Origin of the sequence: Kitasatospora sp. NPDC048194 (assembly GCF_043202455.1) — a bacterium.
In the GTDB taxonomy this organism is placed as follows: Bacteria; Actinomycetota; Actinomycetes; order Streptomycetales; family Streptomycetaceae; genus Kitasatospora.
Map to the genome: position 1 here is coordinate 1 of NZ_JBIDAK010000042.1, position 11,936 is coordinate 11,936.

The window sequence follows — 11,936 nt, forward strand, 5'->3', positions numbered from 1 at the left end:
CGGGTGCCCGCCACACCCCCCCCCGCCCCGGGGACCCTTTGTGGGCGCGCGCACGGGGGTCCGCGGGGGACCCCCCCGCCCGCGGGGGGCCCCGGGGGCCCCCCCCCCCGCCGCGGGGGGGGCGGGGCCCCGTGTCAGCGTCGCCAGAACAGGTGGTGGGTGACGCCGCTCGGGCTGGGCACGACGTCCAGGTGGAACCGGTCGAGCAGTTCGTCGGGCGAGTCCCAGAGCCGCAGTCCGGAGCCGAGCTCCACCGGTGACACCACCACGTGCAGGGTGTCGACGAGGTCGGCGTCGAGGAACTGGCGGATGGTGGTGACTCCGCCGCCGAGTCGGACGTCCTTGCCGTCCGCCGCCTTCCGCGCCTGTTCGAGGACCGTGGCCGGGTCGCCGTCGACGAAGTGGAACGTGGTGTCGGAGAGCGTGAACGACGGCCGCGTGTGGTGGGTCATGACGAACACCGGGGTGCGGAACGGGGGCTCGTCACCCCACCAGCCGCGCCACTCGTGGTCCTGCCAGGGCCCGCGCTGGGGACCGAACTTGTTGCGGCCCATGATCTCGGCGCCGATGTCGCGTGCGAAGTCCCGCGTGAAGTAGTCGTCGAGGCCCCTGGTCCCGCCGGGGTCGGTCCGCATGGGCCAGCTCGCCGTTGCTCCGGCCCAGGAGAACAGCCTCTCGGGACGGGCGAGGCCGAACGGCTCCTCGAGGCTCTGGTGCTCACCGGCGCCGATCCCGTCGAGCGAGACGTTGAAGTTCATGACTCTGAGCAGTTGGTCCACGTGTTCCCTCGGCAGGTCTCGGAGTGTCGTCGGGTCGTCGGGCGGCGGGTCGCCGCCCATCATGACGTCGAACGGGAGCCGGCCGGATCGACATCGGGCGGCGACCTCCTTTTCACGGGGAGCTTCGGGAGGCCGCACCACCGCGAGGTCCGGTGGGCAGGGGATCGGGCGACGGCTCACGCGTACGGGCCCCGCGGGAACCACGGGTCGTGGACCTCGCGGGGCCCGTACGGCGTCAGCAGGGTGAAGGTGTGCACTCCCGCCGCGTACTCGGCCAGCTGGACCGCGCCGTACCTGGTCTCCAGCTCGGCCTGCACGGGGACCGGCAGCCTGCTCAGCGCCCGTCGCAGCTGCAGGGCGTCCCGGCGGCTGACCGGGTGCGGGGTGCGCAGCACCAGCCGCAGCGGGCTGAGCGGGCCGGCCACCGGCAGGCCGGTGCCCAGCTCGTGGCCGGCCGCGCCGATCGGCCCCCAGGAGAGCCGGTGATCGGCCACCAGCCGGGCGGCCTCGGGCAGCAGGGCCAGGGCGGGGATCCCGGCGATCCGGTCCGGGGCCAGCCGACCCCAGCGCTCGGGCAGTTGTTCGGGCCGCAGCGTGCGGGCCACCGCCGACCAGGGCGCCAGCGCGTCCAGCCGCTGTCCCGGCCGGGGGCCGCGCACGGTGACCGGGATCCAGTGTTCGGGCGCCGCCTCCTCGTCGCGGGGGCAGCGCAGTGGTCGCGGCAGGTCCGCCGGGTCGCCGACCACCGTGGGTGCCCGGCCCACCGTCACCCAGGGGTGCGCGCGCAGGACGGTCCGCGCCCACGGAGGCAGTTCGCCGCCCGTGAGCGGCCGCAGCGAACTCGGGCACTGCATCAGCAGCAGATCGTGCGTCCCGGGCAGCCGCCCGGCCAGGGCGGCCAGGGGCCCGACCCGCCGCCGCGGCCCGTCGTGCAGTTCCTCGGTCGAGTTCCTCACACCGCCACCTTCCGCCCGCCGCCCGCCCGCGGCTACGGCCCTTCGGCGCGGTCCGCCCGGGACCAAGGACTCAAGGTGCGTCCGTCCGGGCCCGGTGTGAGAGTGGGGGCAGCCCGGTATTCCGTCGTTCCGTTCGTAGGAGGAGGAGTCATGGGCATCTTCGACAGGTTCCGCCACAGGCCGCAGGGGGCGGTCGGCGGGGACGGCTCCCAGCGGGCTGCCCTGGCCCACGACGAGGCGGCCGACGCGTTCGCGGACGAGGTGGAGCGGTCCCGCGAGATGCAGGACCGGCTGGCCCGGGAGCGCCTGGCCCAGGAGGAGGCCGACCGGCGTGCCGCCGAGAACATGACGGCCGAGGGCGACCCCTGGGACTGAGCGGCGACCCCTGGGACTGAGCGGCGCCCCCTTGGACTGGGGGGCGCCCCCCCCAGGGAAGGGGCGCGCCGGGTCAGCGCGGCGGCAGCGGCGGGCGCCGCAGGTCCGGGCGGGGTGTGGACTCCGGCGGGGGCGCAGCGGCGGGCGCGTCCTCCAGCAGTTCCAGGGCCAGCTGGACGGCGGTGACCAGCTCAGGGTGGCGGCCGCGCGCCCAGTCCCGCGGGGTGCGCAGGACGTGCACGTCCGGCTCGACGCCCTGGTTCTCCACCGACCAGCCGAGCCCGCCGGTGAACCAGGAGGCGTTCTTCGGCACCGAGATCTGGGTGCCGTCGCCCAGGGTGTGCCGCCCGGTCATCCCGACCACCCCGCCCCAGGTGCGGCTGCCGATCACCGGGCCGAGGCCGATCAGCTTGATGGCCGCGATGATCACGTCCCCGTCCGAGCTGGTCGCCTCGTCGGCGAGGGCCACCAGCGGGCCGCGCAGGGCGTGCCGGGGCCACCGGACCGGCCGGCGGTCGCGGGTGAAGTCCCAGGCGAGGACCTGCCGGGTGAGTTTCTCCAGCACCAGTTCGGAGACGTTGCCGCCGGCGTTGCCGCGCACGTCGAGCACCAGGGCGGGCTTGTCCAGTTCGCGCCGCAGGTCCCGGTTGAACTGTGCCCAGCCGGAGCCGCCGAGGTCCGGGATGTGCAGGTAGCCGCACCGGCCGTCGCTGTACTCCCGGACCAGCGAACGGCGTTTGGCCACCCAGTCCTGGTAGCGGATGGCCCGCTCGTCGGTCAGCGGGGTGACGGTGATCCGCCGCACCGGGCCGTCCGGGCCGCTGCGCAGGGTGAGTTCCACGGTGGTGCCACCGGTGCCGGCCAGCTGCGGCAGCGGGCCGCGCAGCGGGTCCACCGGTCGGCCGCCGATCTCCAGCAGTTCGTCGCCGTCCCGTACGCCCTGGCCGGCCAGCGGCGCGCGGGCGCGCGGGTCGGAGGACTCGCCGGGCAGCACCCGGTCGACCAGCCACCGGCCGTCGGGGGAGCGGTGGGCGTTGGCGCCGAGGAGGCCGAGCGGCTGCTGGGCTAGCGTGGGGCCCTCGGCGCGCCGGGAGGGGGTGACGTAGGCGTGCGAGGTGCCGAGTTCGCCGAGGAGTTCGCGCAGCAGGTCGGCGAAGTCGTCGGGTGAGCAGATCCGTTCCAGCAGCGGTTCGTACTGGGCGACCAGCGCGGTCCAGTCCAGGCCGGACATCCGCTCGTCCCAGAACTGGTCCCGGACGATCCGGGCCGCTTCGTGGTACGCCTGGCGCCATTCGGCGGCCGGGTGCACGGTGTGGGTGATCCGGCGCAGGTCGACGGTGGTCCCGGCGGAGGGCGCGGCGACCGGGACCACCCGCAGCGTCCCCGCCGAGTAGATCGCGATCGAGCCGCCGTCGCCGGAGACGGCGTAGCCGTCCAGGTTGTCGACCAGCGTGGTGCGGGTGCCGCGGGCCAGGTCGAAGTGCTCCAGGGAGGGGCGCCCGGAGGTGTCGTCGGGGCTGGCGAAGGTCTGTCCGAGGGTGCCGGAGATCGGCCACCGCAGCCAGACGAGACCGCCGCGCACCGCGTCGGTGGCCGAGTACTTGGAGGCGATCACCGGGAACTGCAGCAGCCGGTCGCCGATGCCCTGCGGGTCGACCCGGACGGTGCCGTCGCCGCCGCCGTTCCCGCGCGGGGCGCCGTCCTCGGCGGGCGCGGCGAACGGGGAGGGCGTGTCGGCGGTGAGCGGGACGAGGTACGGGCGGCAGCCGACCGGGAAGGAGAGGTCCCCGGTGTGCACGTCGTGCACGGGGTCGAAGCCGCGCCAGGAGAGGAAGGCGAGGTAGCGGCCGTCCCGGGTGAACACCGGCTGCTCGTCCTCGAACCGCCCGTCGGTGACGTCGACGACCGGTGCGGGGGCGTCGGTGCGGGTGAGGCGGATCCGGCGCAGGGAGCGTCCGGCGGCCGGCTGGGACCAGGCGAGCCAGTGCGAGTCGGGGGCGAACCGGGCGCTGGAGACCGGCCCGTACTCGGAGGCGGCCAGCTCGCGCACCGCGCCGTCGGCGGCGGAGACCAGCAGCAGCCGGCCGTCCGACGTGGCGGCGGCCAGGTGGGCGCCGTCGGGGGAGGCGGTGAGTTCCAGGACCCGGCCGAGCCGCCCGGCGGCGAGCACCCGGTGGCGGTGCCGCTGCCCGCTCGTCGGGGCGGCGGGGTCCTCGTGGCCGGGCAGCGGTACCACCTCGATCGCGTCGGCGCCCCGGGCGTCGGTGATCCAGGCCGCCTCCCCGGTGTGGCCGAGCACGACCGGCAGCCGGGTCCGCACCCCCGGGGTGTCGGCGAGGGCGCGGGCCGGGCCGTCCTTGTGGGTGAGCCAGTACTGGCTGCCGCGCACGGTGACCAACCCGGCCCGTCCGGTCTGGTCGCAGGCGAGGTCCTTGACCTGGGTGGCGGCGTTGACCAGGTACGGGCGGCGGCCGGCCCGGGCGCCGCCGAGCGGGACGGTGAGCCGGCGCGGGCCGGAGGCGTCCAGACCGTCCAGCAGCCAGAGGTCGCCGGCGTGCTGGTAGACGATCCGGGTGCCGTCGGTGGCGGCTTCGCGGGCGTAGTAGGAGGCGTGGTCGGTGTGCCGGCGCAGGTCGCTGCCGTCGGGGCGGCAGGAGTAGACGTTGCCGATGCCCTCGTGGTCGGAGAGGAAGGCGATCCGGTCGTCGGGGGGCTCGCCGACCGGCATGGGGGAGGCGAGGTGGCCGGTGTGGCCGGGCAGGACCAGCTCGCCGTCCACCCAGAGCCGGCCGGTCGCGCCGCCGCGGTAGCGCTTCCAGGCGGCGGGTTCGTGCGGGGCGGCGCCGGTGAGCAGCACCGTCCGTGCGCGGCTCATCTGGGCGTCGCCGACCGGGCCCCAGGGCATCCGGCGGCCGGGGGAACCGTCCGGCGGGAGGGCGTGCGCCCAGGTGTAGTGGCCGAAGGGCTCGTGGAAGGAGGTGACGGCCAGTACCTCGCCGTCCGGCAGCCAGCCGCGCACCCGGGTGTCCTGGCTGCCCCAGAAACTGAGCCGGCGGGCCTCGCCGCCCTCGACCGGTGCGGTCCACACTTCGGGGGTCAGGCCGAGCCAGCTGGTCCAGGCGAGGGCGGTGCCGTCGGGGGAGAAGCGGGGGTGGCTGACCCGGGTGCGGTCGCAGCTGACCCGCCAGGCCCGTCCGGTGGCGCCGGCGTCGCCGTCCAGCGGGGCGATCCAGACGTCGTCCTCGGCGGTGAAGGTGAGCAGGCCGCCGTGCAGGTGGGGGTGGCGGAGGTAGCCGGGCGGGGTCACCCCTCCATCCTTCGACGGGGTGTCACCCCCGGCAACCGGGGCGGTCCGCCGTCGGACGTGCGGCTCCGTCCGGACCGGTCTGGACCATTGACAGCGCACCGGCGGATCCACTTCAGTGGTCTAGTCCAACTTGGGTGCCAGGCCGGGCCGTTCCCCCCACTGGCGCGTGCTCCGGCGTGCCCTCGGACGTCCCCCACGACCGCGCCACCGCAGGAGCCCCCGCATGCGCAGAACCACGTTCCGCAGAACGACGCCCCGCACGGTCACGTCCCGCACAGCACCGGTCGGGGGCCGCCGCGCCGCCCTCGCCGCCGGCACCGCCTCCGCCGTCGCCGCGGCCACCCTGGCCGGCGTCACCCTGGGCCTGGCGCCCGCCGCGTCGGCCGGCGAGTTCCTGGCCAACGGCGGCTTCGAATCCGGCGCGCTCGGCCCCTGGACCTGCACCGGGAACACCGGCAGCGTCGTCACCGCCCCGGTGCACGGCGGCCGCTACGCGCTCGCCGCCGCGGCCAGTGCGGGCGACACCGCCCAGTGCGCCCAGACCGTCGCCGTCACGCCCGGCACCACCTACACCCTCAGCGCCTACGTCAACGGCTCGTACGTCTACCTCGGCGTCGGCGGCGGCCAGAGCACCTGGACCCCCGGCACCGGCGGCGGCTACCAGAAGCTCAGCCTCAGCTTCACCACCGGCGCCACCCAGACCAGCGCCACCGTGTACACCCACGGCTGGTACGGGCAGGGCACCTACTACGCGGACGACGTCTCGCTGGACGGCCCGGGCGCGCCCACGCCGACTCCCACGCCGACGCCCACGTCCACGCCCACCGGCTCTCCGACGCCCACGTCCTCGCCGACCGCAACGCCCACCCCGACCCCGACCGGTACCCCCACAGGCACCCCGACCGGCACTCCGACGGGCACCCCCGCGGGCGGCCACGCCCTGGTCGGCTACCTGCACGCCAGCTTCGCCAACGGCGCCGGCTACACCAGGATGGCCGACGTCCCCGCCTCCTGGGACATCATCGACCTGTCCTTCGGCGAGCCCACCTCCCCGACCTCAGGTGACATCCGCTTCAACCGCTGCCCGACCACCGACTGCCTGTCCGCCGAGTCCGACGCCGACTTCAAGGCCGCCATCGCCGCCAAGCGCGCCCAGGGCAAGAAGGTGCTGATCTCGATCGGCGGCCAGAACGGCCAGGTCCAGCTGACCACCACCGCCGCCCGGGACACCTTCGTCAGCTCGGTGTCGGCGATCATCGACAAGTGGGGCCTGGACGGTCTGGACATCGACTTCGAGGGCCACTCGCTCTCCCTCGACACCGGCGACACCGACTTCAGGAACCCCACCAGCGCGGTGATCGTCAACCTGATCTCGGCACTGAAGACCCTCAAGGCCAAGTACGGCCCGGGCTTCGTGCTGACCATGGCGCCCGAGACCTTCTTCGTCCAACTCGGCTACCAGTACTACGGATCCGGCCCCTGGGGCGGCCAGGACCCGCGCGCCGGGGCGTACCTGCCGGTCATCCACGCGCTGCGCGACGACCTCACCCTGCTGCACGTCCAGGACTACAACTCCGGCTCCATCATGGGGCTGGACAACCAGTACCACTCGATGGGCGGCGCGGACTTCCACGTCGCGATGACGGACATGCTGCTCAAGGGCTTCCCGGTGGCGGGCAACACCGTCAACGTGTTCCCGCCGCTGCCCGCCTCGAAGGTCGCCATCGGCATGCCGGCCACCACCAACGCGGGCAACGGGTACGTCGCCCCCGCGGAGGTCGACAAGGCCCTGGACTGCCTCACCAAGCTGGTCAACTGCGGGACGTACGTGCCGCGTTCGGGAGCCCAGCCGAACCTGCGCGGGCTGATGACCTGGTCGATCAACTGGGACCGGTTCGGCGGTCAGGAGTTCTCCAAGAACTTCGACGGCTACTTCGGCCGGTGAGCCGGTGAGCCGTGAACCGGTGAGCCCGTGAGCCCGTGAACCGGTGAGCTGTCGAGCCGCCGGGTCGGTGAGCCGCCGGGTCGGTGAGTCGGTGAGCCGGTGAGTTGGTGAGCCGGCGATCAGGCCCCGCGGGGCCGTGCTTGAACCTGACACCCGTGTGAGGTCCGAGCATGGCCCCATGGCGACCACCCAGCTCACAACCCCGGTACCCCGCAGGGCCTTTCCGCTCCCCTCCCTGCTCGCCCTGGCCACCGCCGTCTTCGTCACCGCGCTCACCGAGAACCTGCCCGCCGGCGTCCTGCCCGGGATGAGCCGGGCACTCGGGGTCAGCGAGTCGGCCGCCGGGCAGACCGTCACCGTCTACGCGATCGGTTCCGCCGTCACCGCGATCCCGCTCACCGCGGCCACCGCCGCCTGGAGCCGCAAACGGCTGCTGCTCACCGCGATGGCCGGCTTCGCGGTGGCCAACACGGTGACGGCGCTCTCCGCGAACTATCCGCTGACGCTGGCCGCCCGCTTCCTGGCGGGCGTCGCGGCGGGCCTCGCCTGGGCACTGCTGGCCGGGTACGCCAGGCGGCTGGTGCCGGTCGAGGCGCAGGGGCGGGCGATGGCGGTGGCGATGGCCGGCGTGCCGGTCGCGCTCTCGGTCGGCGTGCCGGTCGGCACCTTCCTGGGCCGGGCGCTCGCCTGGCGGGTGCCCTTCCTGGCCATGACGGCCCTGGCCGTCGCCGTGGTCGGCTGGATCGCGGCGCTGCTGCCCGACCAGCCCCCGCCCGGCCGCTCGCCGGCGGCCGATCACGGACGCCCGGAGCCGGACGGGGGAGTCCGGGCCGCCCTCCACGTGCCCGGAGTGGCGCCGGTGCTCACCGTGACGGTGCTCTTCGTGCTCGCCCACACCATCCTGTTCACCTACGTCTCGCCGTTCCTCGACCGGGCCGGTCTCGGCGGTGCCGCCGACTCCGTGCTGCTGGTGTTCGGACCGGCCTCCCTGGTGAGCGTCTGGCTCACCGGCGTCCACATCCACCGCCGCCTGCGGCGGTTGACGATCGGCGGCGCGCTGCTGGTCGCCCTGACGGCGGGCCTGCTCGGCCTGTGGTCGCACAGCGCGCCGCTCGTCCACCTCGCCGCCCTGCTCTGGGGCCTGGGCTGGGGCGGCGCACCGACCCTGCTGCAGACCGCCGTCGGCGACGCGGGCGGCGAACGGGCGGACGCCGCCCAGGCGATGCTGGTCACCCTGTGGAACGCCGCGATGGCGGGCGGCGGGGTGGTCGGCGGCCTGGTCCTCGGCCGTCTCGGCACCGGCGCCCTGCCCTGGACGGTGCTCGCGCTGCTGCTGCCCGTCCTGGCGGTGACCCTCGCCGCCCGCCGCCACGGCTTCCCCGCGACGCGGGGCCGGACCGGTTCCGGCGTCGCGGGCCCGCAGGCGGGGGTGTGACGCCGGACCCCTAGGCCCGCAGCAGCCGGTTCGCCTCCTCGACCACCTCGGGGGACGCCTTGGCGAGGGATCCCGCGGCGTACGGCGGCTGCGGGTCGTACTCGATCACCAGCTGGAGCGCCTGCGCGGTCGTGTCCCCGGCGATCAGGCCGGTCAGCGTCAGCGCGAGGTCGATCCCGGCCGAGACCCCGGCCGCGGTCGCGTACTTGCCGTCGACCACGATCCGCTCGGTCCCGGTCGGCTCCGCCCCGAAGCCGGCCAGCTGGTCCAGGCAGATCCAGTGCGAGGTGGCCCGGCGGCCCTCGAGCAGCCCGGCGGCGCCCAGCAGCAGCGAGCCGGAGCAGACCGAGGTGGTCCAGGTGGTGGTCGCGTCGACGGCGCGCACCCACTCGACCACGGCCGGGTCGGTCAGCTGGGCCCCCGTCCCCGGTCCGCCGGGCACCAGCAGGACGTCGGCCGAGTCCACCTCCTCCAGGGCGGCGTCCGCGGTGAGCGCCAGGCTCGCCATGTCGGTGCGGACCGGCCCGCGCCGGGCCGCGGTGAACACCACCTCGGCGCCGGGGATCCGGGACAGCACCTCGTACGGGCCCACGGCGTCGAGGGCGGTGAAGTCGGGGTACAGCAGGACGGCGATGCGCATCAGGGTCCTCCGTCGGGACGGGTTCGGAAGCGGCGTCGGTACTCGGCGGGCGGGGCGGCCAGGGTCCGGACGAAGGCGCGCCGCATCGCCTCCGGGGTGCCGTAGCCGCAGGAGCGGGCGATCTCCTCGATGCCGTCGTCGGTGTCCTCCAGCAGCCGCCGGGCGGCCTCCAGCCGGATGCCGTCGACGTACCGGCCCGGGGTCACCCCCACCTCGGCGGCGAAGGCGCGGGCGAAGTGCCGCGGCGACAGCGCCGAGCGGCGGGCCAGCGCCTCGACCGACAGGTCGGCATCCGGGTGCTCGGCGATCCACCGCTGCACCTCGCGCAGCGGCTGCCGGGCCGCGACCTGGGCGGCCAGCTGGGTGCTGAACTGGGCCTGGTTGCCGGGTCGGCGCAGGAAGACCACCAGGTGGCGGGCGATCAGCAGTGCGGTCTCCCGGCCGAGGTCCTCCTCGACCAGCGCGAGGGCGAGGTCGATCCCGGCGGTGACCCCGGCCGAGGTGGCGACGTGCCCGTCCCGGACGTGGATCGGGTCCGGGTCCACCGCGATGTCCGGGAAGCGCCGGGCCAGCTCCTCGCAGTACGCCCAGTGGGTGGTCGCCCGGCGCCCGGAGAGCAGTCCGGCCCGGGCGAGCAGGAAGGCCCCGGTGCACACCGACACCACCCGCTCGGCACGACCGGCCAGCTCGCGGATCCGCGCCACCAGCGCGTCGTCCGGGTCCTCGGTGCCCTGCCCGCCGGGCACCAGCAGGGTGTGGGCCGCCGCGACCTCGGCGAGGTCCGCGTCCGGCAGCAACCGGAGCCCGCTGCAGCTGCGCACCGGCCCACCGCCCAGCGAGGCCGTGGTCACCCGGTACGCCTCCGGCTGCCCGGAGGCCGCGTTCGCTCCGGCGAACACCTCCAGGGGGCCGGTCACGTCGAGGCTCTGCACGCCCTCGTGGAGGACGATGACCACGCTGCGCGCTCTCATGCGGCCAGCCTGTCAGCGGGTGCGGAGGGCAGCAATGACCTGCTTCCCACCTTTCCTGCCAACGGGCGGGGCTTCCGGGCGGCGGGACCGCCGGGGCCGGAACGCGGCGGCGGCCGAACGGCCCCGAGTCGATACGCCCGGAGTCGATACGCCCGGAGTCGATACGCCCGGAGTCGATACGCCCGGGGTCGTTTTGCCCGGAGCAGAAGCGCCCCGGAGTGGAAACGCCCCGAGCCGAAACGCCGGAAGGCCCTCCGCTCTCGCGAAGGGCCTTCCGGCTGTCTGTGCGCCGCCAGGGACTCGAACCCCGGACCCGCTGATTAAGAGTCAGCTGCTCTAACCAACTGAGCTAGCGGCGCCTGCTGACGCGGAGAACATTACCTGGTCAGCGGCCGAAACACCCAATCGGCCCCGAGGGCTCCCGGGCCGGACCCCGGTCGGGCGGGCCGGGCCTCACATGGTCAGCACGACCTTGCCCCGGACGTGCCCGGTGCCGACCAGTCGGTGGGCCCGCTCCGCGGCCGCCAGCGGAACGGCCTCGGCGATCTCCAGCCGCAGCCCGCCGGCCTCCCAGAGCCGGACCAGCTCGGCCAGCCGGGCGGCCGTGCGCCGGGTGCGCAGCGGGCGCACGCCCAGCCGTGCGGCGCCCTCGAAGTCGGTCACGGTGCCGATCCGGTCGCGGTCGGCGACCAGCTCGACCGAGGCATCCAGCGCACCCCGTCCGGCGGCGTCGAGGGCGGCCGTCACTCCCTGCGCCGCCGCCCGGACCCGCTCGACCAGCCCCTCCCCGTACGCGACCGGGATCGCGCCGAGGTCCCGCAGGTACGCGTGGTTGCGCTCGCTCGCGGTGCCGACCACGGTGGCGCCCCAGGCCCGGGCCAGCTGGACGGCCACCGTGCCGACGCCGCCGGAGGCGCCGTGCACCAGGACGGTGTCGCCGGGGCCGACCCCGAGCAGGGTGAGTGCCGTGTGCGCGGTCTGGCCGGACGCGGAGAGCGAGCCGGCCTGCTCCCAGGGCATGCCGGCCGGCTTGGCGACCAGCTGGGCGGCGTCCACCGTGACCAGCTCGGCGTGGCTGCCCAGCATCCGGAAGCCGAGCACCTCGTCGCCGACCCGCCACCCGCCGCTGTCCGGCCCCAGCCGGTCCACCACCCCGGCGAACTCGTTGCCCAGGACGAACGGCGGCTCGACCGCCGTGCCCGGTGGCCGGAACCCCTCCCGGATCGCGAGGTCCACCGGCTGCACCCCGGCCGCGTACACCCGCACCCGCACCTCGCCCGGGCCCGGCTGAGGATCGGGCAGTTCGGCGACCCGCAGGACCTCCGGACCGCCGGAACCCGTCACGGTGACCGCCTTCATGTCTGCTCCCGCGCTCTCGACCGTTCGACCTCCGCCGCCGACCACTGCCGCCGGCGTCTACCGATGACCACTGCCGCCGGCGTTCACTGCCGGCCCCCTCCGCCGGCCACTGCCGACGACCGCTCCCGATCCTCGGAGCTGAAGCCCGCTTGAGGTCAAGCCGCCGTAC

The 11,936-nt window shown here is 75.1% G+C and carries 9 protein-coding genes and 1 tRNA gene; 3 read left to right on the forward strand and 7 right to left on the reverse strand.

Features of this window, described 5'->3' with window-relative positions; translation table 11 throughout:
* Positions 1-134: 134 nt before the first annotated feature.
* Together ACGF07_RS32110 and ACGF07_RS32115 are read right to left on the reverse strand one after the other, a co-directional pair.
* Positions 135-779: a dihydrofolate reductase family protein gene (locus tag ACGF07_RS32110; RefSeq protein ID WP_392904561.1), complete on the reverse strand. Its 645-nt coding sequence runs from the start codon at positions 777-779 to the stop codon at positions 135-137.
* Positions 780-955: 176 nt separating this feature from the next.
* Positions 956-1,735, reverse strand: coding sequence for a phosphoribosyl-dephospho-CoA transferase MdcG domain-containing protein (locus tag ACGF07_RS32115; protein ID WP_392904564.1), 780 nt, complete (start codon positions 1,733-1,735; stop codon positions 956-958).
* A 150-nt stretch (positions 1,736-1,885) separates the two neighbouring features.
* Between ACGF07_RS32115 and ACGF07_RS32120 the strand changes: the two genes are divergently transcribed.
* Entirely contained in the window at positions 1,886-2,110 is a 225-nt protein-coding gene (locus tag ACGF07_RS32120; protein ID WP_350743709.1) for a hypothetical protein, read from the forward strand.
* 73 nt (positions 2,111-2,183) lie between these two features.
* Here ACGF07_RS32120 and ACGF07_RS32125 read toward each other — a convergent pair whose 3' ends face one another.
* The gene (locus tag ACGF07_RS32125) at positions 2,184-5,417 is read right to left on the reverse strand and encodes a S41 family peptidase (protein ID WP_392904567.1); all 3,234 of its coding nucleotides are present in this window, start codon (positions 5,415-5,417) and stop codon (positions 2,184-2,186) included.
* A gap of 223 nt (positions 5,418-5,640) precedes the next feature.
* Here ACGF07_RS32125 and ACGF07_RS32130 point away from each other — a divergent pair, with 223 nt between their 5' ends.
* Both ACGF07_RS32130 and ACGF07_RS32135 read left to right on the forward strand, forming a co-directional pair.
* Positions 5,641-7,362 (forward strand): chitinase, encoded by a 1,722-nt coding sequence (locus ACGF07_RS32130; RefSeq protein WP_392904570.1) that lies wholly within the window; start codon positions 5,641-5,643, stop codon positions 7,360-7,362.
* A 178-nt stretch (positions 7,363-7,540) separates the two neighbouring features.
* Positions 7,541-8,797 (forward strand): MFS transporter, encoded by a 1,257-nt coding sequence (locus tag ACGF07_RS32135; protein ID WP_392904572.1) that lies wholly within the window; start codon positions 7,541-7,543, stop codon positions 8,795-8,797.
* A gap of 10 nt (positions 8,798-8,807) precedes the next feature.
* Here the strand turns inward: ACGF07_RS32135 and ACGF07_RS32140 are convergent, their stop codons facing one another.
* From ACGF07_RS32140 to ACGF07_RS32155, 4 genes are all read right to left on the reverse strand, one after another.
* On the reverse strand, positions 8,808-9,437 hold the full coding sequence (locus ACGF07_RS32140) for a DJ-1/PfpI family protein (RefSeq protein ID WP_392904574.1): 630 nt from the start codon (positions 9,435-9,437) through the stop codon (positions 8,808-8,810).
* Positions 9,437-10,408, reverse strand: a complete 972-nt coding sequence (locus ACGF07_RS32145) for a GlxA family transcriptional regulator (RefSeq protein WP_392904577.1) — start codon at positions 10,406-10,408, stop codon at positions 9,437-9,439. Before ACGF07_RS32145 ends, ACGF07_RS32140 begins: the two co-directional genes overlap by 1 nt.
* Positions 10,409-10,693: 285 nt before the next feature.
* Positions 10,694-10,767: transfer RNA gene (locus ACGF07_RS32150), tRNA-Lys, on the reverse strand.
* Between the two features lie 94 nt (positions 10,768-10,861).
* The gene (locus ACGF07_RS32155) at positions 10,862-11,767 is read right to left on the reverse strand and encodes an NADP-dependent oxidoreductase (RefSeq protein ID WP_392904580.1); all 906 of its coding nucleotides are present in this window, start codon (positions 11,765-11,767) and stop codon (positions 10,862-10,864) included.
* Positions 11,768-11,936: the final 169 nt, after the last annotated feature.